The sequence below is a fragment of the Streptomyces justiciae genome, assembly GCF_015163075.1.
Classification (GTDB): Bacteria; Actinomycetota; Actinomycetes; order Streptomycetales; family Streptomycetaceae; genus Streptomyces; species Streptomyces justiciae.
This window is the reverse complement of record NZ_JADDXU010000021.1, coordinates 15,100-40,794: the sequence shown is the minus strand read 5'-3', so window position 1 is coordinate 40,794 and position 25,695 is coordinate 15,100. Positions and strand designations below refer to the sequence as shown.

Annotated in this window: 21 protein-coding genes; 6 read left to right on the top strand and 15 right to left on the bottom strand. The window is 72.0% G+C overall.

The window, feature by feature from the left end; genetic code table 11:
- Positions 1–16: 16 nt before the first annotated feature.
- Both IQ210_RS39610 and IQ210_RS39605 read right to left on the bottom strand, forming a co-directional pair.
- On the bottom strand, positions 17–2,395 hold the full coding sequence (locus IQ210_RS39610) for a LuxR C-terminal-related transcriptional regulator (protein WP_194084121.1): 2,379 nt from the start codon (positions 2,393–2,395) through the stop codon (positions 17–19).
- A gap of 136 nt (positions 2,396–2,531) precedes the next feature.
- On the bottom strand, positions 2,532–3,932 hold the full coding sequence (locus IQ210_RS39605) for a M1 family metallopeptidase (protein ID WP_194084120.1): 1,401 nt from the start codon (positions 3,930–3,932) through the stop codon (positions 2,532–2,534).
- 59 nt (positions 3,933–3,991) lie between these two features.
- Between IQ210_RS39605 and IQ210_RS39600 the strand changes: the two genes are divergently transcribed.
- Positions 3,992–4,492, top strand: coding sequence for a hypothetical protein (locus IQ210_RS39600; protein ID WP_194084119.1), 501 nt, complete (start codon positions 3,992–3,994; stop codon positions 4,490–4,492).
- 82 nt (positions 4,493–4,574) lie between these two features.
- Positions 4,575–4,724, top strand: coding sequence for a hypothetical protein (locus IQ210_RS39595; protein WP_194084118.1), 150 nt, complete (start codon positions 4,575–4,577; stop codon positions 4,722–4,724).
- A gap of 27 nt (positions 4,725–4,751) precedes the next feature.
- On the opposite strand, the gene IQ210_RS39590 is transcribed toward IQ210_RS39595, so the two are convergent.
- Entirely contained in the window at positions 4,752–5,429 is a 678-nt protein-coding gene (locus tag IQ210_RS39590; RefSeq protein WP_194084117.1) for a pentapeptide repeat-containing protein, read from the bottom strand.
- 140 nt (positions 5,430–5,569) lie between these two features.
- On the opposite strand from IQ210_RS39590, the gene IQ210_RS39585 reads away from it, so the two are divergent.
- Genes IQ210_RS39585 through IQ210_RS39575 form a run of 3 tightly spaced genes read left to right on the top strand, consistent with a single transcriptional unit; the run spans position 5,570 to position 9,311 of the window.
- On the top strand, positions 5,570–6,730 hold the full coding sequence (locus tag IQ210_RS39585) for an NAD(P)-binding protein (protein ID WP_194084116.1): 1,161 nt from the start codon (positions 5,570–5,572) through the stop codon (positions 6,728–6,730).
- Positions 6,731–6,777: 47 nt separating this feature from the next.
- Entirely contained in the window at positions 6,778–7,758 is a 981-nt protein-coding gene (locus tag IQ210_RS39580) for a zinc-binding dehydrogenase (RefSeq protein ID WP_194084115.1), read from the top strand.
- Positions 7,759–7,817: 59 nt separating this feature from the next.
- A complete protein-coding gene (locus IQ210_RS39575) occupies positions 7,818–9,311 on the top strand; it encodes an MFS transporter (RefSeq protein ID WP_322657879.1) in 1,494 nt (497 codons plus the stop codon).
- Between the two features lie 87 nt (positions 9,312–9,398).
- Here IQ210_RS39575 and IQ210_RS39570 read toward each other — a convergent pair whose 3' ends face one another.
- Positions 9,399–10,805, bottom strand: coding sequence for an NAD(P)/FAD-dependent oxidoreductase (locus IQ210_RS39570; RefSeq protein ID WP_194084113.1), 1,407 nt, complete (start codon positions 10,803–10,805; stop codon positions 9,399–9,401).
- A gap of 9 nt (positions 10,806–10,814) precedes the next feature.
- Complete coding sequence (locus tag IQ210_RS39565; protein WP_194084112.1) at positions 10,815–11,468, bottom strand: rhomboid-like protein; 654 nt, start codon at positions 11,466–11,468, stop codon at positions 10,815–10,817.
- 6 nt (positions 11,469–11,474) lie between these two features.
- Between IQ210_RS39565 and IQ210_RS39560 the strand changes: the two genes are divergently transcribed.
- On the top strand, positions 11,475–12,401 hold the full coding sequence (locus IQ210_RS39560) for an aminoglycoside phosphotransferase family protein (protein ID WP_407699741.1): 927 nt from the start codon (positions 11,475–11,477) through the stop codon (positions 12,399–12,401).
- On the opposite strand, the gene IQ210_RS39555 is transcribed toward IQ210_RS39560, so the two are convergent.
- The 10 genes from IQ210_RS39555 to IQ210_RS39510 all read right to left on the bottom strand — a co-directional run bounded on the left by IQ210_RS39555 (position 12,379) and on the right by IQ210_RS39510 (position 25,611).
- Complete coding sequence (locus IQ210_RS39555; RefSeq protein ID WP_194084110.1) at positions 12,379–13,188, bottom strand: alpha/beta fold hydrolase; 810 nt, start codon at positions 13,186–13,188, stop codon at positions 12,379–12,381. The genes IQ210_RS39560 and IQ210_RS39555 overlap by 23 nt on opposite strands.
- Positions 13,189–13,318: 130 nt before the next feature.
- On the bottom strand, positions 13,319–14,131 hold the full coding sequence (gene dpgD, locus IQ210_RS39550) for an enoyl-CoA-hydratase DpgD (protein ID WP_322657874.1): 813 nt from the start codon (positions 14,129–14,131) through the stop codon (positions 13,319–13,321).
- Between the two features lie 35 nt (positions 14,132–14,166).
- Positions 14,167–15,465: a (3,5-dihydroxyphenyl)acetyl-CoA 1,2-dioxygenase DpgC gene (gene dpgC, locus IQ210_RS39545; RefSeq protein WP_194084109.1), complete on the bottom strand. Its 1,299-nt coding sequence runs from the start codon at positions 15,463–15,465 to the stop codon at positions 14,167–14,169.
- Positions 15,465–16,127, bottom strand: coding sequence for an enoyl-CoA-hydratase DpgB (dpgB, locus tag IQ210_RS39540; RefSeq protein ID WP_256780118.1), 663 nt, complete (start codon positions 16,125–16,127; stop codon positions 15,465–15,467). The genes dpgC and dpgB overlap by 1 nt, the downstream gene beginning before the upstream one ends.
- A 17-nt stretch (positions 16,128–16,144) precedes the next feature.
- Positions 16,145–17,269, bottom strand: coding sequence for a 3,5-dihydroxyphenylacetyl-CoA synthase DpgA (gene dpgA, locus IQ210_RS39535; protein WP_194084108.1), 1,125 nt, complete (start codon positions 17,267–17,269; stop codon positions 16,145–16,147).
- Between the two features lie 87 nt (positions 17,270–17,356).
- Entirely contained in the window at positions 17,357–18,697 is a 1,341-nt protein-coding gene (locus IQ210_RS39530; RefSeq protein WP_228049329.1) for an aminotransferase-like domain-containing protein, read from the bottom strand.
- A 120-nt stretch (positions 18,698–18,817) separates the two neighbouring features.
- A complete protein-coding gene (locus IQ210_RS48350) occupies positions 18,818–21,583 on the bottom strand; it encodes an AAA family ATPase (protein ID WP_194084107.1) in 2,766 nt (921 codons plus the stop codon).
- 312 nt (positions 21,584–21,895) lie between these two features.
- On the bottom strand, positions 21,896–22,822 hold the full coding sequence (locus tag IQ210_RS39520; RefSeq protein WP_228049328.1) for a ParB/RepB/Spo0J family partition protein: 927 nt from the start codon (positions 22,820–22,822) through the stop codon (positions 21,896–21,898).
- A 388-nt stretch (positions 22,823–23,210) separates the two neighbouring features.
- Positions 23,211–25,340 (bottom strand): ABC transporter ATP-binding protein, encoded by a 2,130-nt coding sequence (locus IQ210_RS39515; RefSeq protein WP_194084106.1) that lies wholly within the window; start codon positions 25,338–25,340, stop codon positions 23,211–23,213.
- 46 nt (positions 25,341–25,386) lie between these two features.
- A complete protein-coding gene (locus IQ210_RS39510; protein ID WP_228049327.1) occupies positions 25,387–25,611 on the bottom strand; it encodes an MbtH family protein in 225 nt (74 codons plus the stop codon).
- Between the last annotated feature and the right edge of the window lie 84 nt (positions 25,612–25,695).

Here is a 25,695-nt window from a genome sequence, read left to right as displayed (position 1 = left end):
CCAGGGCTGCGGAAGCTCAGCGGTCGGCGGTCGACTGGGCCACCGCGAGGGTGGCGATCTGGGTGCGGGACGCGTAGCCGAGCTTGCCCATGATGTGCTCCACGTGCGAGTCCACGGTGCGCTTGGAGATGCTGAGCTGTTCGGCGATACGGCGGTTCGACAGGCCTTCCGCTACTAGGGCCGCGATCTCTCGCTCCCGTACCGTGAGGGCGCCCCAACCGCCGTGTCCCGGCGCCCGTTTGGCGCTCGCCTTCGTGCCGGGCGGGTGGCTGTCGCCGACGGCTCGGTCGACGGCCTCCTGGAGGGACAGCGCGGCTCCGGCGGCGTACAGCTCCTCGTGGCGGCGGTCGCCGAGGGCGCCGCGGGTGGTGGCCGTCGCCTCGGCGTGGGCCCGGTGCATGGCGGGGATGCCGAGCCGCGGGTCGTGGAACCTCTCCCACAGCCGGTCGGCGGCCCCGAGCAGCGCGGCCGCCCGTTCGTGGCGGCCCTCGGCGGCGGCGATCCAGCCGAGGGTGTCCAGGGAGAAGGCGATGCCCTGGGTGTGGTTGATCTCCAGGCACATGGTGAGCGCGGAGCGCAGCACGGTCGCCGACTCCTCGTGCCGGCCGAGCCCCCACAGCGCGCAGCCCTGGATCCAGCCGACCCAGCCCTGCACCCAGCGCTCCCCCAGCGGCTCCAGGACCGGGCGGGTCTCCTCGCAGGTGGCGAGTGTCTTGTCGTACTCGCCGGCGCAGACGTGCGCCCCGCACATCGTGCCCAGCATCCAGGCCTCGCCGCCCTGTTCGCCGAGGCCGGCGAAGCGTTCGCGGGCGTCCTTGAGGCGTTCCAGCGCCCAGTCGACCTCGCCGGCCAGGGTGTGGGCGAGGCCGCGGTTGAAGACGACGTAGGCGGCGTCGACGCGGCCGCCGCCCTCGTGCGCGGCGTCCTCGGCGCGTTCGGTCAGCTCCAGGCCGCGGCCGTGGGCGCCGGACATGAGGCTGAGGTGGCCGGCGACGCGCAGGGCGGTGGCCCGGGCGGGGTGCGGTTCGGGGCACAGGGGCAGCAGCCGCTCCAGCCAGTACAGGCCCTCGACGGTGCGTCCGGTGCCGAGCCACAGGCCCCACAGGGCGGCGGCGAGGCGGAGGCCGGCGGTGGCCTCGCGGGGTTCGGTGCAGCAGAACTCCAGTGCCGAGCGCAGACTGGCCCGCTCCCGCCAGGCCCTGCGCAGCCACACCACCTGGTCGCGGGTGAGCCAGCGGGCGTCGAACTCCTCGGCCAGGGCGAGGCAGTGGTCGCGGTGGCGGGTGCGGTACTCCAGCTCGGCGCCGCTCTCGGCGAGGCGCTCGCGGCCGTACTCGCGGATGGTGTCGAGCATGCGGTAGCGGGCGTCGCTGCCGTCGCCCTCGTCGTCGAGCCGCAGCACGATCGCCTTGTCGACCAGGCCGATCAGGCACTCCAGGATCTCCTCCGGCGGCAGTTTCGGTCCCGAGCACACCTCCTCGGCGGCCGTCAGCTCGAACTCCCCCGCGAACACCGACAGCCGCACCCACAGCAACTGCTCCTGCTCGGTGCACAGTCCGTGGCTCCAGTCGATGGCCGTGCGCAGGGTCTGGTGGCGGGGCAGTACTCCGCGGCTGCCGCCGGACAGGAGGCGGAAGCGGTGGTCGAGCCGGGAGAGCAGCTGTTCGAGGGAGAGTGCGCGGAGGCGTACCGCGGCCAGTTCGATGGCCAGGGGGATGCCGTCGAGGCGGTGGCAGAGGCGGGCGACCAGGCCGCGGTTGGCGTCGGTGAGCCCGAAGCCGCGCACCACGGCCGCCGCGCGTTCGGCGAACAGCAGCATGGCGTCGCTGGGTTCGGCACCGGGCCGGGCGTCGTCGTCCGGGTCGATCACGGGCAGCGGCATCACCTGGAGCACCCGCTCGCCGGGGGCGTCCAGCGGCTGTCTGCTGGTGGCGAGGATGCGCACCTGGGGGCAGTAGCGCAGTACGGACTGGGCGAACACCGCGCAGGCGTCGACGAGATGCTCGCAGGTGTCGAGGACGAGCAACAGCCTGCGGGTCCCGAAGTAGGCGATGAGCGCCTCCAGCGGGGTGCGGGCCGCCCGCTCGGACTGCTCGGGCAGCTCCACGACCGCCGCGACCGCGTTGGCCAGCAGCTCCGGGTCGCGCAGCTCGGACAGCTCCACGAAGTACACGCCGTCCGGGCAGCGTTCCCGCATCCGCCGGGCCGTGCGCAGCGCCAGCCGGGTCTTGCCGACCCCGCCCGCGCCCATCAGCGTCACCAGCCGCTCCCGGTGCAACGCGTCCTGGATCTCGGCGAGTTCGGCCTCGCGGCCGATGAACCGGGTGAGTTCGGCGGGCAGTCCGACGTCGTCCGTGTCATGGGCCGGCAGCGCGGGCTGTACGAAGCTGTCCATGGCGCCCCCTCGGCAGCGGGACCGGATACCTACCCGGGGCGCTCACCCTAGGTATACCGATGCGCGCGCGGGGCGGCCGCCCATAAGGTGCCTGTTTCCGACCGTCCGGGACCGTTCTGTGTTCACGCGGTGACCGTTATGGCCGTGCGGGCTTGCCGTCTCCGTACAGCCACGCGTCCCAGATCGCGTCGAAGTCCTCGTCGGGCGCCTGCTGTTCGACGTAGGCCGTGAAGTCGTCGGTGCCGGCGTTGCCGTGCCGGTGCTCGGCCGTCCAGCCCTGGACGATGTCGTAGAAGGTGTCGTCCCCGACGGTCTGCCGGATCTTGTGGATGACCATCGCGCCGCGCTGGTAGACGGGGTCGTCGGAGATGTGCGCGCCGCTCGTCGGCTCGGCCGGCGGGAAGGCCCACAGGTCCGGGTACTCGTCCTCGCCCTCCTGGTACAGCGCGTCGAAGGTGTCCTGGGCGCTGTCGCCGCCCTCGTCCTCCTCCCACAGCCACTCCGCGTAGGTGGCGAACCCCTCGTTGAGCCACATGTCCCGCCAGCTCCTCGGCGTGACGGAGTCGCCGAACCACTGGTGAGCGAGCTCGTGGACGAGGAGTCCGGTGTCGGGGGCGCCCGGGAAGAAGGGCCGGTTCTGGGTCTCCAGCGCGTACTCGGCGTCGTCCTCGCCGCCGATGATCGCGCCGGTGGAGGAGAAGGGGTACGGCCCGAAGTTGGTCTGCGCCCACTCCATGACCTCGGGCAGCCGGGCCAGGACCTTCGCGCTCCCGCCCGGCTGGACGGCGGTGTAGGCCGGTACGCCGCCCGCGGTGGACCGGCGGATGTCGTAGTCACCGATGGCGAGGGTGGCGACGTAGCTCGCCATGGGCTCGGCGGTGTGCCAGGAGAAGGTGGTGAGGCCGTCGGCGGTCTCCTTGCCGCGCAACTCCCCGTTGGAGACGGCCTCCAGGCCCTCGGGGACGGTGACGTCGATGTCGTACGACGCCTTGTCCGAGGGGTGGTGGTTGCCGGGGAACCAGGTCATCGAACCGATCGGCTCGCCCAGGGCCACCGCTCCGTCGGCGGTGCGCAGCCAGCCCTCGTGGGAGCCATCGGCGTCGGTGAGGGTGCGCGGGGTGCCGGAGTAGCGGACCTCGACCTCGAAGGTCTCGCCGTCGTCGAGGTCGTCGTGGGGGCGGACGGTCAGTTCCTGCCCGGTGCGGTTCCAGCGGGCGGCCTTGCCCTCGACGGTGACCTTGTCGACGTCCAGGCCCTTCAGGTCCAGGTCGAAGGCGGACAGGTCCTGGGTGGCCTCGGCGGTGATCGCGGCGGTGCCGGAGAGCTGTGCCGTGTCGGGGTCGTAGGAGAGCCGCAGGTCGTAGTGGCCGACGTCGTAGCCGCCGTTGCCCGCCTTGGGGAAGTACGGGTCCCGGACCCCTGCCCCGCCCGGGGTGCCCTGCACGCCGCCACCGCCGCCGCTGCACGCCGTGGCCGTGAGGGCGAGGGCGGTGAGAGCGGCCACACAGGCCGGGACAAGGCGTGCGGATCTGGACATGTCAGAGATCCTATGGCGCGCCGAGGTCCCGGCCCCGGCGGCGTGACACCATCACGTACGTGCTCGACATCGGCTACGCCCTCTCCAACCGCTTCCCGGACCCGCCCCAGACGGACTACCGCCGTGTGGACGTCCACACGCTGCGGCACGACCTGTTCTGCGGGGACGTCTACCTCGCCGACACCAAGGCGGACCGGGAGCTGTCCACAGCCTGGGGATGGGTGCCGGTGCTCGACTTCGCGTGGGCGCTGTGCGACATCGTGGAACGCCTCGACCGCGACCCGGCCGGCTCCCGCGCGGCCCGCCCCCAGCACGCCGAGCTGGACTTCACCGAGTCCACCGACCGCATGCTCTTCGAGCGCCGCTTCGGCTGGGTGGACATCGAGTCGGACTGGATGCCGGCCGAGGAACCCCCGCTGACCTTCTCCCACGCCGAACTCCGCCGCGAGGCCCGCGACTTCCTCCACGACCTCCTCGCCGACCTGATCGACCTCCACGACGACCTGGGCGAGAACCCGGCGATCTGGAGCTTGCAGGCGAAGTTCCCGCGGGTGAGCTGACCCCGCCCAGGCCGCGCATGGACCGCCAGCCGTACGGCACAGCCGTCCCGGCCACCAGCGGGACGGCATCCCCGGGTGGGAGGTGCCGCGGGCCTGGGTGGTCCGGGTCGAGCGGCGTCCCCGCCTTCAGCTGCCGGCCCGCTTCCGGCTGCACTACGCCGACGGCTCATGGCTCGCCTTCATGACCGCACGCCGCGGTACCGTCGAGGGCTTCCAGGCCCTGATCGGGTGACGACCCCGGGCTGTCCGACCCGGCCCCTCAGCCCTCCACCCGAATCCCCATCTGCGCCGCCAACACCGGTGCCAGGTCCATCAGTTGGGCCGCGCTGATCACCGACCCCGCCAGCCGCTCCACCCCCCTTGCGATGTCCAGCTCGGCCGCGCCCCGCAGGTCGACGTCCGTCAGTGTGGCCGCTGTCAGGTCCGCGCGTTTCAAGGCGCAGTCGATGAACTCGACGCGGTCCAGGCGGGCGCCTCCGAAGTCCGGTTCCACCAGGACGCAGCTCTCGAAGACGACGTCTCTGAGGCGGGCCGTGCGGAGGTTCAGGTAGTCGATCTTGCCGCCGCGGATCACCACCCGTTCCAGCACCGCCCCGTGCAACTGCACGCCGCCCAGCCGGGCGTCCACCAGCTCGACGTCTCGCAGGGTCGCGTCGGAGAGGTCGGTGCCGACGCCCCGTACGCCGGTGAGCAGCGAGTCCAGGAAGCGTGCGTTGCGCAGCCGGGTCTCGTCCAGCGCGCAGCCCGTCAGCGCGCAGTCCATGAAGCGGGCGCCCCCGCCGTCCTGCCCGGCGAGGTCCAGGTCCCGGAACTCCAGGCCGTCGTAGTCCCCGTCCGGCTCCAGCGCACCCCCGTCGAACGCCTCCAACGCCGGCAACCGCACCTCCGGCCGCCGCGCGCTCTTCACACCGGTCCCGCCCGCCGCTCTGCTCACCATCCCCCCATGCTGCACCCCACCACTGACAACGCCCGAGCACCAAGGCCCTGACCTGCGGAAACACCCCTCACGTCACATTTCGGCCCCTGCGGACGTCATATCCGAGACAGCGACAGCGCACTCCACCGTGAGGACACTCCATGCACCGCATCACCGTCATCGGCGGCGGCCTGGCCGGACTCACCGCCGCCATCACCGCCGCCGAAGCGGGCGCCAAGGTAACCGTCCACGAGGCCCATCACACCCTCGGCGGGCGAGCGCGGACCGCCGAGGGGCCCTACCGGACCAACGAGGGCCCGCACGCCCTCTACAACGGCGGCCCGCACTGGGCCTGGCTCAAGCAGCGCGACCTCATCGGGCCGCTCGCCCCGATACCACCCCTGGAGGCGGCCCGGCTGCGGCTGCGCCACAAGGGCGTCCTGCGCCGCACCCCGCCCTTCGCGATGCTGAAGCTGCTGCGCCCCGGGCTCGCCCAGGCGCCCGTCGACAGCGACTTCCTGACCTGGGCCACCGGCATCGCCGGTGAGGAGGGCGCCCGCGCCGCCGCCCACTACTCCGCCGTCGCCCTCTTCCACCACGACCCGGGCGCCCTGTCCGCGGCCTTCGTGCAGGAGCGGCTGCGCCGCGCCACCAAGCTGCCGCCCGAGGCCCACTACCCGGTCGGCGGCTGGGCCACGGTCGTCGACCGCATGGCCGCCCGCGCGTGGAATCTGGGGGTGCGGATGGAGACCCTGTCCCGCGTCGACACCCTCCCCACCGACACCCCCGTCGTCGTCGCCACCTCCCTCGACGCCGCCCGCCGTCTCCTCGCCGACCCCACGCTGACGTGGACCAGCGGCCGTACGGCGCTCATCGACCTCGCCGTGCGTACCCGGCGCGGTGACGCCTTCGCCGTCTCCGACCTGGACTCCCCCGGCTGGATCGAGCGCTTCACGGCCCAGGACCGGACGCTTGCCCCGGCCGGCGAGCAGCTGATCCAGGGGCAGATCCCCGTCGCCCCGCACGAGTCCAAGGCAGACGGTGTCGCCCGCGCCGAGACCCTCCTCGACCTGGCCTTCGACGGCTGGCGGGACCGCGTCACCTGGCGCAGCGAGGCCCTCGCGAACGGCCGTACCGGCGCCGTCGACCTGCCCGGCACCAGCTGGCGGGACCGTCCCGCCATCGACCGCGGCGACGGCGTCTACCTCGCCGGCGACCAGGTGGCCGCCCCCGGCGTGCTGTCCGAGGTCTCCTTCAACAGCGCTCTCACCGCCGTGTCCCTGGCTCTCGGCCGCAACGCCCTTGACCTGAAGCATGCTTGAGGTTGAAGGCTGGAGCCCTCGACAGCAACCGCCCAGGGAGCCCCTTCATGCACGCCATCCGTCTGCACGCCTTCGGTCCGGCCGAGAACCTCACCTACGAGCCGACCGAGGACCCCCGGCCCGGCCCGGGCCAGGTCCGTGTCGCTGTACGAGCCGCCGGTGTCCACCTCCTGGACACCGCCCTGCGCGAGGGTGCCCAGGGGCCGCTGCCGGAACTCCCCCAGCTGCCCACGATCCCCGGCCGCGAGGTCGCCGGTGTGGTCGAGTCGCTCGGTGAGGGTGTCGCCGACCTCTGGCTCGGCAAGCGCGTCGTCGCCCACCTCGGGTTCGCGCCCGGCGGCTACGCCGAGCTCGCGGTCACCGACGTCGACCGCGTCCACGAGATCCCCGGCAACCTGGACTTCGCCGAGGCCGTCGCCATGATCGGGACGGGCCGTACGACGATGGGGATTCTCCAGTTCGCCGCGCTCGGGCCCGACTCCGTGGTCCTCGTCCCGGCCGCCGCCGGTGGCATCGGCACGCTGCTCGTGCAGTACGCCAAGAACGCCGGCGCCACCGTCGTCGGCCTCGCCGGCGGCCCCGAGAAGACCGCCCGCGTCGAGGCCAACGGCGCCGACCTCGCCGTCGACTACAAGGACCCGGCCTGGCCCGACAAGGTCCGCGCCCATCTGGGCGGCGACAAGGTCACCGTCGTCTTCGACGGCGTCGGCGGCGACGTCGCCCGGGAGGCCGTCGCCCTCCTCGCGCCCGGCGGCAAGCACCTCGTGTTCGGCTGGTCCGCCGAAGGCATCCAGGGCGGCGAGCCCCACCTCGTCGACGGTATCTCCGAGCAGGTCCTCGGCCCCGTGATGATGCGGAAGGCCGGCGGCCCCCACCCCGTACAGACCCTCGAACTCCGCGCCCTCGCCGAAGCCGCCGCGGGCCGCCTCACCCCGGCCGTACAGCGCTTCCCGCTGGCCGAGGCCGCCGCCGCGCACCGGGCGCTGGAGACACGCGGCACCACCGGAAAGGTCGTACTCGAACCATGAGCAACCGCAAGACACCCGCCGCAGATGCGATACGTCCCGATTCATGGTCTTCTGGCGGGGTGAGTGTCACCCGAACAGGTGAACCGGATCAGGCCGACCCCCGCCGCTGGTGGGGCCTGGTGATCATCGCTCTCGCCCAGCTGATGGTCGTCCTCGACGCCACCATCGTGAACATCGCCCTCCCCTCCGCGCAGGAGGACCTGGGCATGTCCGACGGCAACCGGCAATGGGTGATCACCGCCTACACCCTCGCCTTCGGCGGCCTCCTCCTGCTCGGCGGCCGGATCGCCGACCTCGTCGGCCGCAAACGCACCTTCGTCATCGGCCTCGTCGGCTTCGCCGCCGCCTCCGCGCTCGGCGGCGCCGCGCAGAGCTCCGGCATGCTCTTCGGCGCCCGCGCCCTCCAGGGCGTCTTCGCCGCGGTCCTCGCCCCGTCCGCGCTGAGCCTGCTGACGACGACGTTCACGGACCCGAAGGAACGCGGCAAGGCGTTCGGTATCTACGGCGCTCTCGCCGGGTCCGGCTCCGCCATCGGCTTCATCGTCGGCGGACTGCTCACCGAGTATCTCGACTGGCGCTGGTGCCTGTACGTCAACGTCCCCATCGCCGTCGTCGCCGTCTTCGGCGCCCTCACCCTCCTGCACGACCGCCCCGGCCACGCGGGCGCCCGCCTCGACGTACCCGGCGTGCTGCTGGGCTGCGGCGGGCTCGTCGCGATCGTCTACGGCTTCAGCGAGGCGGAGCCGCGCGGCTGGAGCGACCCGCTGGTCCTGGGACTCCTCGCGGGCGGCGTGGTCCTCCTGGCGGCCTTCGTGTGGTGGCAGAACAGGGCCCCCATGCCGCTGCTCCCGCTACACATCGTGAAGGACCGCAACCGCGCCGGCTGCTTCCTGACGATGGGCCTGGCCGTCATCGGCATGTTCGGTCTGTTCCTGTTCATGACCTACTACCTCCAGGTGATCCTCGCCTACTCACCCGTCAAGACCGGCCTGGCCTTCCTGCCCCTCACGGCCGCGATCATCATCGGCTCCACCCAGATCTCGGCCCGCCTGATGGACCGGGTGCCGCCCCGGCTGCTGATGGCTCCCGGCATGGTCCTCGCCGCGGGCGGCATGCTGATCCTGACCCGGATGACGATCCACAGCGACTACGCCACCGAGATCCTGCCCGCCCTCATCCTCATGGGCCTCGGCATGGGCCTGACCTTCATGCCGGTCTTCGCCACCGCGACGGCGGGCGTCGCCCCGCAGGACTCCGGCGTCACCTCGGCCACCGTCAACACCTCCCAGCAGGTGGGCGGCTCGATCGGCACGGCCCTGCTCAACACGATCGCCACGACCAGCAGCACGGCCTATCTCACGGCCCATCTGACCGGCGGTGCCAACCGGGACCTCGTCGCGAAGGAGGCGGTCGTGCACGGGTACACGGTCGCGATCTGGTGGGCGGCGGGGATCATGCTGCTGGCGGGGGTGGTGGCAGCGCTGATGGTGACGACGAAACCGACGGCGCAGGGAGCCCAAACGCCGGCTCCCCTATCGGAAACGGCAGCATGACCCACCTAAGGGGCGCGGGGCTGCATCGATATGCGGCTGCCGCCGCGTGGGCGCGACCAGCCCCCACACACCCGCAGCCGACAACCCTCAGTGCCGCCCCGAAACCCGATCCGCAACCCGCGCCAACCTCGAAGACTCCGCCGTATGCAACCGGGACTCCCGCCGATCAGCCGCCCGATAAGTCGCGTACATCCCCTGCACCCCAAGCCACCGAAACGGCTCCGGCTCCCACTTCCGCACCTCGTGCCCGACCCACGGCAGATCCGTCAGCTCGGTCTTCCCACCCTGCCCGGAGTCCAACTGCACCAGATCCCGAAGCGTCCGAGCCGCAAGGTTCGTCGTAGCCACCCCGGACCCGACATACCCCCCGGCCCACCCCAGCCCCGTCGCCCGGTCCAGGGTGACCGTCGCGCACCAGTCGCGCGGCACCCCCAGCACCCCCGACCACGCGTGCTCGACGGCGACCCCGGCCAGCGACGGGAAGAAGCCGACCAGGATCTCCCGCAGCGCCTCGACCGTCGTCGCCTGCGTCCGCCCGTCGTTGTCCGTCCGCGACCCGAAGCGGTACGGCACCCCGCGCCCGCCCAGCGCGATCCGCCCGTCGGCGGTGCGCTGCGCGTACATGTACGCGTGCGCCATGTCCCCGAGCGCCTCCCGCCCGTCCCAGCCGACCGACGCCCACTGCTCGTCCGTCAGCGGCTCGGTCACCACCATCGACGAGTTCATCGGCAGCCAGGTCCGCCGCTGTCCCTTCAGGCTCGCCGTGAACCCCTCGGTGCAGCGCAGGACGTACGGGGCGCGGACCGTGCCGTACGGCGTCACCGCGTGCTTCGGCCGGATCTCCGTCACCGGCGTCCGCTCGTGGATGACCACGCCCAGCGCCTCGACGACCGCGGCCAGCCCCTTCACCAGCTTCACCGGGTGCAGCCGCGCCCCGTGCGGCGTCCACGTAGAGCCGACCGCGTCGGCCACCCGGATACGCTCGGCCGTCTCACCGGCGCCGTACAGCTCGCGGTCCTTCTCGCCGTACGACAGCTCGTGCGCGTGGAAGTCCTTCAGCCGGGCCAACTGGGCGGGCGTACGGGCGACTTCGAGCACCCCACCCTTGTGGATGTCGGCCTCGATGCCCTCTGCCTCCGTGGCCCGGACGACCTCGTCGACGGTGTCGTTCATGGCCCGTTGCAGGCGTACCGCCGCCTCGTGGCCGTGCAGTCGCGCATAGCGGTCGCGGCCGGCGATGCCGTTGTAGAGCCAGCCGCCGTTGCGGCCGGAGGCGCCGTAGCCGCAGAACTTCTGCTCCAGGACGGTGACGCGGAGGAAGGGGGCGGCCTTCTTCAGGTAGTACGCCGTCCACAGACCGGTGTATCCGCCTCCGACGATCACCACGTCCGCCGTGGCGTCCCCGGTCAGCGGCTCCCGCACCGCCGGGAGACCGTCGTCCGCGAACCAGAACGAGATGCCGCCGTTCACGACAGCGGTGGCCGAGCTGCTCATGCCGGGACGTTAGCTCTCCACGACCGCCGCTGTCTCCTTCGGATTTCGTGGTCTTGCCCGCCCTCTGACCAGCGGATAGCAGGCGAACCCGATCAACACCGAAGTGAAGTGCCCGAGGTCGGTGAAGGTCCGCCCGGTCACCAGCGGCACCCCGTAGACGATCAGCACGGCGGCGGCGTACGGCGCCCGCCACGGCACCGGAATCCGGTACGCCAGCACCGCCACCACCCCGGCCAGCGCGTAACTCACCCCGATGTCCAGCGTGTTCACCGCCGACTCCGGCGCCATCCCGTGCCGGATGCCCCACAGCAGCGCGCCCTCGCTGATCAGGGTCGCCAGCACGTGCGCGGCCGCGCACACCGCCAGCCAGCGCGCCGTCCCCAGCCAGCGTTCGGCCGGTGCGTGGAAGACGGAGTACAGGACGGCGTACGGCAGCCACCGCCCGCCGTCGATCCACATCGCGCTGGACACCAGCACCCGCACCGGATTGCTGGACAGCTCACGGATGTTCGTCGACCGCTGCCGCAGGAACTCGGCCTCGAAGTCCGGCGACATGTGGTGCATCGCCACCGTCGTCACGAACAGGACCGCCAGCCAGACGTATGTGCCGGGCGCGCCGCGGACGTACGTCCACACCCTGTGCAGGCCCCGGGTAATTCGCATGAGCCGATTTACCCACGTCGATACGCTCGACGCGTGATCGACATTCCGGATGGACTCGCGGCGGCGCAGGAGAAGTTCAACGGAGCGGCGGGAAGGGCGTTCATCGCCGGACTGCCGGAGCGGGCGGAGCGCTTCCTGGCGGAGTGGGACCTACGGCTGGACGGCGACGCCATGCACGGCGTCGCGGCCCTCGTCCTGCCCGTCCTCCGGGCCGACGGCTCCGGAGCCGTCCTGAAGCTGCAACTCCTCGACGACGAGAGCGAGGGCGAGCCCGTCGCCCTGCGCGTCTGGGACGGCGACGGCGCGGTACGCCTCCTCGAACACGACGAACCCACGGGCACCCTGCTCCTGGAGCGCCTCGACCCGGCCCGCATGCTGTCGTACGTCCCCGACACCCGCGAGGCCGTCCTCGTCATCGCCCGCCTCCTGGCCCAGCTGACGGCCGTTCCGGCACCGGACGGCATGCGTCGGCTCGGCGACATCGCCCGGGCGATGCTGGCGCGGACGCCCCGGGCGCTGGAGCGCATCCCGGACCCGCAGGACCGGGCGCTCGTCGCCGACTGCGCGGCCGTCGTCAGGGAAGTCGTCGACGAACCCGGCGACCGCCTCCTGCACTGGGACCTGCACTACGACAACGTCCTCGGCGCCGACCGCGCGGACTGGCTCGCCATCGACCCCAAGCCCCTCGCCGGCGACCCCGGCTTCGACCTCCTGCCCGCCCTGTGGAACCGTTTCGACGCCGACGACGTCATCTGGCGCTTCGACGCCATGACCGACGTACTGGGGCTGGACCGGGCACGCGCGCGTGCGTGGACGCTGGGGCGCGTCCTGCAGACCTCCCTGTGGGAGATCGAGGACGGCCGTCCCATGGACGCGCAACAACTCGAGATCGCACGGCGGTTGGTTCCGCTCAGTCGGCGAGGAAGGCGATGAGCGCCTCGTTCACGGCGTCGGGCCGCTCCAGATAGCCGTAGTGGCCGCAGCCGGGGATCTCCGTGTACCGGGCGCCCGGGATGGCCAGGGCGAGTTCGCGCGACAGGTGCGGGCGGACGACCAGGTCGTCCTGGAAGCCGATGACGAGGCAGGGGCGGCTGATCCGGCGGTAGTGCGGAAGGCGGTTCGGGATGACCTCGAGGCCGAGTTGGGCGCGGATCGTCGACGGGTCGGGCGCGGAGAGCTCGAAGATGCCGAGCCAGTCCCGCAGCCCGTCCTCGTAGTTGAGGGTGCGGGGCGAGAGGTTCTGCAGGGCGTGCTGGTACGCCGTCACGGAGGGCGGGATCTTGACGCCGCTGTCGGCGAGTTCGATGTCGGCGGCCGACATGGCCTCGATCAGCGCGTCCGCCCGGCCGCAGCTGGCCATCAGCACGGCACGGCTGACGAGTTCGGGGCGGGCGAGGACGAGTTCCTGCGCGATGAGACCGCCCAGCGAGTGGCCCACGATCCGGCAGGGCCCCGCCCCCAGGCGCTCGATCAGCGCGGCGACGTCCGCGGCCATGTCGGCGAGGGTGAACCCGACGACGGACGGTCCGGTCGGCGGGATGCCCCGGTTGTCGAGCGTGATCACCCGGTGGCCGGCCGCCTTGAGCGCGGGGACCTGATGGCTGCGCCAGATCCGTCCCGGGCCGCCGGTGCCGGCGAGCATCACGACGGGCTCCGCCCGGCCGGCCGGGCCATGGTCGTCGTAACTGAGATCGATCCCGTTGACGTACGCGATCGGCATCGGCATGTCCTTCCGCGGTCGGAAACCAGAAGAGAGGTCCGGAGAGGACCGGAGGTGGGGGAGCCGAAAGGGGCGGGCCCGCCGACGTGTTCGGGTTCCTGTCGGCGGGCCGGGGGTCACCGCGTCCGGCTCAGCGGCCGGACCACATAGGAGCGCGTTTCTCCGCGAAGGCCCGGGGCCCTTCCACGGCGTCCTCGCTGTGCATGCGCCGTTCCTCCCACACGTAGCGGGTGGCGAACGCGTCCTCCAGCGGCTGGTCGAGCGAGCGCATCACGGACTCCTTGATGGCCCGCACCGACAGGGGCGCGCTGCGGACCAGGTCGTCCGTCCAGGCGGCCACCCGGCGGTCCAGGTCGCCCTCCTCGTCGTCGGCGACCTCGTTGACCAGCCCGAAGTGCAGTGCCGTCGCCGCGTCCATGGTGCGTCCGGTGAGCAGGTACCCCATGGCGGTCTTCAGGGGCAGCTGCCGGGCGAGCCGGAACGCGCCGCCCGCGCCCGGGACCAGGCCGAGCCTGGCCTCGGGCAGGGCGAACACCGCGTCGTGCGAGGCGATGACAAGGTCGCAGGCGAGCGCCAGCTCGAAGCCGCCGCCGAGGGCGTAGCCGTTGACCCGCGCCACCACCGGTTTGGACAGGGTGAACCGCTCGGTGAGCCGGGGCCAGCCGGGCAGGCCCCGGCTGCCGAAGGTGGTGCGGGGGACGCCTTCGCCGTCGAGGCGGCTCCGTTCCTTCAGGTCCTGTCCGACGGAGAAGGCCCGCTCGCCGGCGCCGGTCAGGACGACCGCGCGGATGTCGTCGTCGGCCTCCACGTCGTCCCAGACACCGGCAAGTTCCTCGTGCATCCGCAGGTCCATCGCGTTGAGCACCTCGGGCCGGTCGAGGGTGACGTGGGCGACGTGGTCCTTCTTCTCGTACCGCACCCGGGGGCGGTCGGCGGCGGTCACGCGGACCTCGCCGCGAAGGGGACGGCCGGCGGCGGTCACGCGGACCTCGCCGCGAACTTGCCGACCTTGTGGATCACGTCCTCCCCGTAGAGCCGCAGCGCCTGCTGGAGGGCGAACTCCGCCATGTACGCGCGGAACGCCTCGGCGGGTTCCTCGGCGAGGTTGAGCATCCGCCGGTTGGCGAGCACCGCCTCCCCGTCGAAGCGGGCCAGGCTCCGCTCCACGGCGTCGTCCAGTTCCTGCGGGTCCACGACCTCGTCGACCAGCAGCCGCGCCTCGGGTTCGGCGGCCCAGATGCGGCGGCCCTCCAGGATCACCTGGCGGGACAGGCGGGGTCCGACGTACCGGCTGAAGCGGAAGTTGGCCACGCCGGGGATGATCCCCTCCTTGGCCGCCGGGAGGCTGAGGTAGGCGTCGGACGCGGCGAGGACGTGGTCGAACACCAGCAGCAGCTGGGCGCCGCCGCCGATCGCGAAGCCGTCGACGGCGGCGACCCAGGGTTTCTCGACGTAGGGCGAGTGCCACGGCGCGTCGGCGCCCTCGACGCGCAGGCCCCTGACGAGCTTGTGGATATAGCCGAGTTCGCGGCGGAGCAGGAAGTCGACCAGGGAGATGTCGCCGGAGCTGAGGTTCTTGAGGTTGATGCCGGCGCTGAACACCCGCTTGCCGCGGTAGCGGGGGTGGCTCATCTCCCCGCCGCGCAGCAGCCCGACCCGGACGTCCGGGTCGAGGAGGGCCAGGTCGACGGCGGTCTCCATGTCGTCGACCTGCTGGTTGTCCTCGGCGTTGAGCCGGTCGTGCCGGCACATCGTCAGCCGTGCGACGCCGTCCCGGCGTTCCAGTCGTACGGCTTCCATCTCGACCACGCCGGTGCGCCGGAACTCCGGGAGGAGCCGCTCGGCGCGGGCGGTGGGGCGGAGCATGGCGTCGAGGAGGTGCGGGCCGGCCGTGGGCGACCGCAGGACGGCCCGCAGGAAGATGCCCTGGTCTATCTCGTGGCCCTCTTTGTCGGCCTGGGGGCGGCCACGCTCCTGGGCGAGGCGGTCGGCGTCCGGCACCAGTCCGGGGTAGGCGGTCGCGGCGGCCTCGACGAGTTCGTCGATGCGCAGGGCGCGGGTGCGTCCTTCGGTGAGGCGGTCGTACACGGTGTCGGCGTGCGCGTCGAGGTAGCGGGCGCGCAGGGCGCGGGCCCGGTTCTTCGCCGCCTCGGCCTCGTCGCGCTGCTGCGGGGTGCGGCGGGTCGGCTCCGGGAGCGCCGCGAGCGTCTTGTCCACCTGTTCGGCGGCCTCCGTCAGGGCCGACCACTTCTGTGTCGCGTCGCCGGCCACCGCCATCAGGCCGCCTCCTCGGCGGTGCGCCGCAGGGCCCGGTCGCAGGCGGCCAGATGCGGGCCGAGGGCGTCCTCGAAGCTGGTGGTGGCCGCGTCGAAGAGCAGCTGGCGGCGCAGGGCGATCTCCTTGCCGGACAGGCCCTCCAGGCGCTGCACGGCGGTGGCCGCCGCGGTGTCGGGCGTCTCGGTCAGCTCGTCGGCGATGCCCAGCATCAGCGCCTCGGGGGCCTGGATCGGCAGGCCGAACAGGACGGCTCGGCGGGCGCGCGCGGCACCGGCCAGGCGGGCGAGCCGGAAGACGGCCATGCCGGGCCAGGTGGCCTCCCCCTCGAAGGGCAGCAGCAGCCGGCTGCTGCGGGTCGCGATCCGGATGTCGGCGGTGAGGAAGGCGTCGAGGGCGGTTCCGCCGCAGTCGCCGGTCGCGACCGCGACGGTCACCGCGGGCAGCCGCTCCAGCCGGCGCAGCACCCGCTCCCACTTGGTGACGAGGGCGACGTCCAGCCCGTCGGTCCAGCCCGGCGCGGGGGCGCCGGTGACACGCAGGACCACGGCCCCGCCCCGGTCCTCCACCGTGTCGCACAGGACGGTGACGTCCTTGATGGCCTTGATCGACAGCGGCTGGGAGCCGTCTATGGTCAGTGTCGTCACGTCGCTCAGCTCGCTCACTGCACTCTCTCCTGTTGTCACCACTGCACCAGCGCCGTCTCGAGCGTGGAGCCCGGTCCCATGGTCATGAGCACTCCGTAGTCGCCGGGCTGGGTCACCTGCTCGTCGAGGAGTCGTTCGTACGAGAAAAGGAACGACCCGCTCGACACGTTGCCGTAGTCCCGCAGGACGCCGACGGTGTGCCGCAGGTCGTGGCGGGTCAGCCCGAGGTTGACCACGACCGCGTCGATCACCTTCTTGCCGCCGGAGTGCACGAGCCAGTGGCCGATGTCGCTGCGCCGCAGGCCGGTGTCCCCGAGCAGGCGGTCGATCACGATCTCGGCGTGGGCGCCGACGACGTACGGGATCTGGGGGTCGAGGTAGAAGCTGAAGCGGTCCAGCTCGCGATCCCAGTCGTAGCGCATCGCGCCGATCGCCTCGGGGATGATGCAGCTGGCGAACTTCAGGACGGTCGGGCCCTCGGTGGTCCCGGACGCCTCGTCACCGGGCCCGCTCATCAGGGCGATCGCCCCGGCGCCGTCGCCGAAGAGGCTGTTGACGACGGCCGTGCGCATCGAGCCGTCCATGGCGTACGCCGCCGAGCAGGCCTCCGTGCAGAGCACGACGGCGAGTTCGCCGGGGTGGGCGGCGGACCAGCCGGCCACCACGTTCAGCGCGTTGAGGCCCGCGTTGCAGCCCATGCCGACGATGTCGCTGCGGCTGCAGTGCCGGTCGATGCCCAGCTCGCGGATCATCAGGGCGCTGAGGCCGGGGGTGAGGAAGCCGGTCGACGACACACAGCACAGGTGCCGCAGGTCGGAGAGTTCGGCGCCGGCCCGCTTCAGACAGGCGCGCAGGGCCTCGGCGCCCATCTCGATGGCCATGGCCTTGTGCTTGTCGAGGAGATCGCCCTGCGGTTCGGGGGCGCGGACTCCGTCGGCGTCCGGTTCCGGCAGGGTGAGGTGGCGCCGGTCGATGGCGCTGTTGGCGAAGACGGACCGGATCTTCGGGTCGGTGATGGCGAAGGCGTCGAGCACCTCCTGCTGGGAGTAGACGGCGGCCGAGGTGGCCGTCCCCACTCCGACGATCCGCGGCCGGTACGGCGTCTTCAGGGCGCCGTCACCGGTCAGGGCCAGCGGCGGCCGGTCCAGGCTGACTGTCATCGAAAAGTCCACCCCCACATTCGCGGCTTGGACCGCGATCGCTGTGCATGGCTGTTCCCGCTCACTTGCCTCGCCTTTCCGGAGAGTTCACGACGCCGAAGCCTGTGCCTCGATGAACCGCGCGAGCCGCTCGGTGCCTTCTTCGATATCGGCGGTCGTCAGATAGCTGGTGGAGAGACGGAGGGCCTGATGGCCGCCGCCTTGCGGATAGAAGTAGGTCATCGGCGTCCAGATGACGCCGAATTCCTGTGCCGACCGGGTCAGGGCCGCGTTGTCCGCCCGGAAGGGAACGTGGACGGTGAGGAAGAAGCCGCCGGTGGGCTCGTTCCAGCGCACGCCCAGGGCGGTGCGCCGGGCCTCGGGCAGCCGGGCGTCCAGGGCGCGCAGCGTGGTCCGCAGGGCGTCGCCGTAGTAGGCGGCCGGTTCCGCGTTGAGGACGGAGAGCCGGCCGTCGCCGGCCAGCAGGGCGCCCGCCACCGCGGCCTGGCTCAGCGACGAGGTGTTGACCGTCACCATGCTCTTGATCTTGGCGAGTTCGGCGGCCAGCAGCCCGGTCCGGCCCTCGTCGTCGACCACCTGCTGGTCGGCGACGGCGAAGCCGACCCGGGCGCCCGGGAAGACCGTCTTGGCGAACGAGCCGAGGTGGACGACGCGACGGGACCGGTCCAGGGACTTGAGCGTCGGCAGCGGCGTGCCGGGACTCACCCGGCGGTACGGGCTGTCCTCGATGAGGAGGATGCCGTACCGCTCGGCCACCTCCAGCAGCGCGTGGCGCGTCGGCAGGTCCATCGTGGTCCCGGACGGGTTGGAGTGGTCGGGGATCACATAGAGGGCGCGGGGCCGCCGTCCCCGGGCGCGCTCCCGCAGGATCGCGGCCTCCAGGTCGGCGCGGGAGAACCCGTCCTCCCGCTCCTCGACGGCGGTCACCGGCACGCCCAGCAGCCGGGCCACGCCGGTGATGCCGACGTAGCAGGGGCTCGCGACGAGGAGCGTGTCCTCGGGGCCGGCGGTCAGCGCCCGCACCACCAGCAGCATGGCCTCCTGGGCGCCGACGGTGATCACGATCGACTCGGCGGGGACGTCGATGTCCTCGTCCTTGCGCAGCGAGTCGGCGACGATCTCCCGGATCTGGCCCGCGGTGGGCCCGTACTGGTACATCGCGGTCCGTACGTCCTGCTCCGTGGCGCCCTGCGCGGCCAGGTGGTCCAGGTAGCGGCGCAGGTACGTGAAGATCTGCTCGGTGTCGAAGAACCCGTCGTAGGGCCTGCCGGGCGCGAAGGAGATCGCGTCCGGGAAGCGGTGGGTGACCTCGTTGAGGAAGGTCATCGTGTCCAGGACGGGGTCGGAGAGGCTCGGGTGCAGGTCGTCCTTGCGCAGCGGGTGGACCGCGGTTTCCGGGGATTCTTCCAGCACGAGATCCAGGCCCATGAATTCCCCCCGGCGGATTCGGATTTGGCAGGTTGATTTCGGCGACCAGAATCACACGATCGCAATCCTGGTCACAACTCTGTCCAACAGCCCGAAACCGTCACTTGGACGGGGAGTTATTCAGCTTGCATTCGGCGAGCAGGAGGCCTCGGAAAGGCCGGTGATTGCCGCCGGGAGATCGGCCCTGCCGCGCACCTTCAATTTCCGGTATATTTTTGTCAGGTGCTGTTCCACGGTGCTGACCGTGATGGAGAGCCGGTCGGCGATGTCCCGGTTGGTGCGGCCGGCCGCGGCGAGCGCCCCGACCCGGAGTTCGGCGTCGGTGAGTTCGGCCAGCGGCGCGGGCAGCGCCTCCCGGTCGGGCGGGGACGGCGTGTCCCACAGCGCGGCCAGCGGATCCACGGCCTCCGGTGCGTCGGCCCGGGCCGCGTGCCGGGCGGCCTGCGCGTCGGCCCGGGCCCGCCGCAGTTCCAGACCGTCACCGCAGGCGTCGAGGACGCGCTCGGCCTCCTCCAGCAGCCGCAGCCGGTGCCGGGGCGCGCTCACCGCCGCGAGATGACGCAGGGCGGTGCCGCGGGCCCGGCTGGGCCGGGCGCCGAGCCGGGCGAGGTGCTCCTCGATCCGCTCCCGGGCGCGCGGGCCCTCGCCCAGGGCGATGAGCGCGGCGGCCGCGTCGTTGCGCCAGTCAATGAGTTCCGGGGAGTCCAGCTCCCACTTCGCCATCAGCTCGCCGCACGACTCGAAGTCCCGCAGGGCCGAGCGCGGCCGGTGCAGGGCGAGCCGGAAACGGCCCAGGGCGTGGAGGTAGGGCAGGGCGAAGGGCGTGCCGAACATGACCATGGGAACGGGCACGTTGAGACAGGTCCGCGCGGTCTCGATGTCACCGGCCTCGGTCGCCGCGCGGATCGCCAGGGCCAGCGGCAGTCCGATCGCGATGCCCCAGGCCTCGGGGCTGACGAGGTCGAGCGCGATCCTGGTGGCCTCGCCCGCGCCCTCGACGTCACCGCGGCCCAGGGCGGCGGCCGCCCTGATCGTCTCCAGCAGCGCGTGCCCCATGGGGATGCGCCGGGTGCGGGGCTCGTCCAGCAGCCGCTCGGCCCGGAGCACCGCCTTGTCCAGCCGCTGGGCCCCGACCAGGAAGATCAGTGCCACCAGCGGGTCCGCGAACGGGGTCACGCTGCCGGGCCCGGGCAGCAGCCGGCCGGCCGGTCGGCCCTTCTCGAACTCGACGAGGTCGGCCGCGAGGGTGAGGAACGTACGCGGCGACATCGTGGCCTGCCGGCCCGCCGCGTCCCCCGCCGTGCGCGCATGGGCCGCCGTACGGGTCGCCGTTCTGCTGCCGCGCCGCAGGCCGGGGCAGCAGAAGGAGAGCCAGAGCCGGACCAGGGCGGGGTCCGAGCGGTTGAGGGCGGGCGGGTAGCCCGCGGTGTCCCAGGCCTGCTCCGGGCCGCCGCCCTCGCGCGCCTCGATGATCCGCAGCAGGTCGTCGGCCTGCGCGAACTCGCCCCGCCACACCTTCTGCTTGACGACGACCAGGGCGTCGGAGCCGGTCAGCTGCCCGGCGCCCACCATCCGGCCGAGCTGCGGGAGGTACCGGGACGCCTTCACCGGGTCCATGGACCACTGGGCGTCCGCGAGGGCGGCGATCACCTCCGCTTCCTGGTCGGCGTCCGTGCACAGACGGGAGGCGTGCCGCAGATGGTCGACGCCGGCGGCGAGGTCGCCCGCGGCCAGGGCCTCGCGCGCGGCCTCCCGCAGGATGTCCAGCTGCCAGGCGGCCCTGGCCGGGTCGTGGGCCGCGAGGAGTTGCCGGGCCACCACCGCGGCCGGGGCACCGCTCTCGCGGAGCACTTCGGCGGCCCGGGTGCGCAGGGCGGCGAGGTCCGGTCCGGGGATGTCCGCGAGGACGGTCAGCCGGGCGCGTTCGTGGCCGAACCAGGCGCCTGAGAACAGGCCGGCCGCGCGCAGCTCGGTGATGCTCCAGCGCACGGAGGTCGCGTCCGCCCCCAGGAGGGTGCCGATCAGCGCCGGGGTGACCGATTCGCCCAGGACCGCGGCGGCCCGGGCGACGGCGAGCAGGGTCGGCTCACCGCGGTGGAGGCAGCGCAGGAAGGCGTTGCGGAACGCCTCGTGGGGCATCGGGGCGCCCCGTCTCACGGCCTCCGGCGTGCCGCACCGCGCGGTGTCCTCGATCAGCGCCTCCAGCAGCAGGGGGTTCCCGCCGCTGGTCCTGGCCCACAGCTCGACGGTCTCCGGCGCCGCGGCGCGCGCCGGAGGATGTCCGGCCAGGTGGGCGGCGACCCCGTCGACGCCGAGCGGTCCGATCCGCAGCCGTCGGCAGTGCGGCAGGTGCAGGGTCTCGGCGTGCAGCGTGGCGAGGGCCCGGTCGTGGCCGGCGGTCTCGGTCAGGACGACCAGGACGGGCAGCGCGTCGATGCGTCGTACGAGATAGCGCAGGCACTGCAGTGACGCCTCGTCGGCGAAGTGCACGTCGTCGGCGTGCAGGACGAGCGGTCCGCGGCCGGCGAGTTCGGCGACGGACCGGTGGATGCGCTGCATGAGGGCGCGCGGCACGCGTCCGCTCGCCTCCGCGGCCCCGGCGAGTTCGGTGGCGGCCGGTGGCCCGTCGGCCGGGCCCGCCGCCCGCATCGCGGTGACCAGTTGGTCGATCAGTCCCAGTCTGTCGAGGCTCTCGCTCGCGGCGCCGGTCACCGACAGGAAGGTTCCTCCCCGGTCCGTGACCTGCTCGGCGAATGCCCGGACGAGGGTGGTCTTGCCGCAGCCCACGGGGCCGTTGACGATGACCAGGGCTCCCTTTCCGGCCACGCACCCCTCGTAGAGTTCTCGCAGCAGACCGAGTTCTCCGTCCCTTTCATGGAGCTTCACAGGTACCCCCCGTACCTACGCTGACCCGTGAGTATTTGAGGTCCGAACAAAACGTCTCTGACCTGCAACTACATCGCCAGGATAGCGGCTCATTAGCGCCAGCACGGCAAGATTTCGGCCACTCGGCTAGAGGAATGGGGGCGATTTTCGGACAGCGATCGGCCGATAATCCACGGGAAACTCAAAGGCAAGACACAGAACCCTTCGGTGAATAACGGGCGAAGGATTCGCGCCATCTCACCGGCGGAGTGGACAGGAAAACCGTCGCGAAAGCGGCAACTTTCGCGACGGTCGACATTCCGAAAGGCGGTCTCAGCCGATCTGTGCGACGTCGTCCCTGACCCGCTCGGCGAAATCCGACCAGAGGTCGGCGAACTGCCGGGCGAGATCCGCCACGATGTCGCTGCAGTGCGGCGGGACGTTGCTGACGATCGCCTCCCACTCCTCCTTGCGCAGCGAGTGCAGGACGAGCAGGCGCAGCAGGTTGCGGCCGGTCTCCGTGAAGCGCAGTGCCGGGTCGGCCTTCAGTCGCTTGATGAGCACGGCGCGGTCCGGCGCCTGCGTCATGTCCGGGCGGGTCCGGGGAGCCGGCCGGGCGAGTCGCAGCGCCCCGAACTCCCCGCGCCCGGGCGGCTCCCCGGGTTCGGTCCGCTCCTGCTTGCGCCGGCGCTGCCGGGGCAGCGGGTCCTCGCCGTTGCGCAGCCGGTTGCGTACGTCCCGGGCGGTCTCCGGGGAGATCCCGGCCGCCCGCGCGACCTGACGCAGTGACAGCTCCGGGTTCTCCGTGAGCAGTTCACCTGCCAGGATGCGGCCGGTACTGCCGTCGACCGGCCGCAGTCTGCCGTCCTGACCGAGCCGCCGTCCCTCCGGTCCCGGCAGCTGGACGACCCGCTTGCGGATCTCGCCGACGGTCCCGGGGGCGATCCCGGTGACCGAGGCGACCCTGCGGTCGGACCACTGCGGATGGGAGACGACGATGCGCTCGGCGGCGCGCTTGCGGTCGGCGAGCGCCAGCGGAAGGCCGTGGTGGACGTTGAGTTGGACCGCGAGGACGAAGGCCGCGGCTTCGTCGCCGTCGAAGAACCGGGCGGCGATCCTGCTCTCGCCGCGCAACCGGGCGGCCTTCAGCCGGTGGTAGCCGTCGATGACCCGCATCGTCTGCCGGTGCACCGTGATCGGCGGCAGCGGATTCTGCGCCGCCGCGAGTACCTGGATGTGCTCCGTTCTCTCTCCGGCCAACCGTGGCGATCCGGACAGGCTCAACGAGCCGATCTCGACCTCCACGACGGGCTGCTGACTTATTGCTCCCTCGGACTCCACCCCAGCTCCTTACATCCCCACGCTGCTGCGAAAGGCGGTTGCCGTCCACGAAGAAGAATTTCTCGTCCGAGCACGCTTTCTGCCGAAAATCCATCGCCGGTTGTCGGAATGTGGGGGGAGCGATTTCACAAGGTCGACATTTGCCTGCTTCAGATGTGACCGAAATTAACAGCCTGACATCCTGGGCGAAACCCCTGCGGTTCGAGCGGGCCTCCCCCCTACCTCTAGGGGGTGTGGGTGTGAGCTGGACAAAGAGGTGCCCGCGACGCCGTGGGAGCGTCGCGGGCACCGGTCATTCGGGCCGTACTCAGTGGGGCCGGGGGCCGCCCGGTCCGCCGGGCCCCTGGGGGCCGGGGCCGAAGACGACCGGCCGCGGTCCGGGCCCGGGGCCGGGGCCGGGCATCCCCGGACCGCCCTGCATCCCCGGTCCGCCGGGGCCGCCCGGGCCCTCGGGGCCGCCGGGGCCGAAGAAGACCGGCCCCCCGTGGCCGTGGCCGACCGGTTCCGGGACCCGCTGCTGCGGCACCTCCTCGGCCTCGGCCGGCTCCTCGTCGGCGAGGGCCGGCGTGGCGAACTGGGTGCGGTACAGCTCGGCGTAGAGCCCGCCGAGCGCGAGCAGTTCGTCATGGGTGCCGCGCTCGGCGATCCGCCCCTGGTCCAGGACGATGATCTGGTCCGCGTCCCGGATGGTGGACAGCCGGTGCGCGATGACCAGGGAGGTGCGGCCCGCGAGCGCGGTCTTCAGGGCCAGTTGCAGGGCGGCCTCGGACTCGGAGTCCAGGTGCGCGGTCGCCTCGTCGAGCACCACCACCGGCGGGGCCTTGAGGAGCAGCCGGGCCATGGCGATGCGCTGCTTCTCGCCGCCGGAGAGCCGGTAGCCGCGGTCACCGACCATGGTGTCGAGGCCGTCGGGCAGGGAGGCGACGAGCCGCCAGATCTGGGCGGCCCGGCAGGCCGCGACCAGTTCCTCCTCGGTGGCGTCCGGGCGGGCGTAGAGCAGGTTCTCCCGGATGGTGGTGTGCAGCAGGTGCCCGTCCTGGGTGACCATGCCGACGGTGTCGCTCAGCGATTGCAGCGTCAGGTCGCGCACGTCGCGGCCGTCGATGAGGACGGTGCCCTCCTCCGGGTCGTACAACCGCGGCACCAGGTGCGTGACGGTGGTCTTGCCCGCGCCGGACGGGCCGACGAGCGCGGTGAGCTTGCCGGCCGGCACGGTGAAGCTGAGGTCGCGCAGCGCCCAGCTGTCGCCCTCGCGCTCGGGCGTCGGTGTGGCGAAGTCCTCCAGCGAGGCCAGCGAGACGTCGGCGGGCCGCGGGTGGCGGAACGACACCCCGCGGAACTCGACGCCGGGGGCCGTCTCGCGGCTGCCGGCGGCCGGCAGCGCCACCGCGTCGGGCTTCTCGGTGACCAGCGGCTTCAGGTCGAGGATCTCGAAGAGCCGGTCGAAGCTGACGAGCGCCGTCATCGCGTCGGCCTGGGCGTTGGAGAGCTGGCCGACCGGGGCCATCAGCCGGGTGAGCAGCGTGGCGAGGGCGACCAGGGTGCCGACCTCGAAGACGCCGTTCACGGAGAGGGTCCCGCCGACGCCGTAGACGACGGCGGTGGCGATCGAGCCGATGAACATGCTCGACAGGAAGAGCAGCTTCATCGACACCGAGTTGCGCACGCCGATGTCCCGGCCGCGGGCGGCGAGCCGCGCATAGCCGGCGGTCTCCCGGTCCGGGCGGCTGTAGAGCTTGGCGAGGAGCGCGCCGGCGACGTTGAACCGCTCGTGCATGAGCGAGCCCATCTCGGCGTTGACCTGCATGTGCCGTCGGGCCAGGCCCTGGAGCCGGCGGCCGACGAGCCGGCCGGGGAGGATGAAGAACGGGACCAGGACCAGGGAGATCAGGGTGATCGTCCAGGACAGGTAGAACATCGTGCCGAGCACGAACAGGACGGTCAGTCCGGCGGAGACCACCGTGGAGAGCATCTGGGTGACCGCCTGCTGGGCGCCGATCACATCGGTGTTCAGGCGGCTCACCAGCGCGCCGGTCTGCGCGCGGGTGAAGAAGGCGAGCGACTGGCGCTGCACGTGGTCGAAGACCTGCACCCGCAGGTCGTAGACGAGTCCCTCGCTGACCTTGGCGGAGAACCAGCTCTCCCCGAAGCCGACCACGGCCGCCAGGACGGAGACCGCGGCGACCGCGCCCGCGAGCCAGGCCACGGTCCCGTTGTCGCCGGCCATGATGCCGTCGTCGATCAGGTACTTCAGGAGCAGGGGCGGGGCCACCGCGCACAGGGCGTTCAGCGTGGTGCAGACCACGAGATAGCCGATGGCGCGGCGGTGTCCGCGGGTGTACGGGATGATTCTCTTCGTCGTTCCGGGCTTCGCCCGCTGGGTGTTGTTCGAGGAATCCGGCCCGTCGGACCGGATCATGACGGGTCCGCCCATCATGGCCACGGGTACTCCCTGGGTAGCGTCGCTGCGGTCGGGCGGGCCACTAGCGGGCCGCCTCGGTCTCCTTCATGGCGTCGATGAGGCTCTGCGGACGCAGGTCCGTCCAGCTCTCCTCCACATAGGCGAGGCATTCCTTGCGCGAGGCCTCTCCGAAAACGAGCCTCCAGTCATTCGGAATTTCAGCGAATGCAGGCCACAACGAGTGCTGATTCTCCCTGTTCACGAGCACCAGAAAGGTCCCGTCTTCATCATCGAACGGGTTCGCCATAATCACTCCCGCGGATCGGATTAATTCCTCGATGGATAAGAAAACCTTAGCCCGAGCCATTGGGGCGAACAAGGTTCACCAATT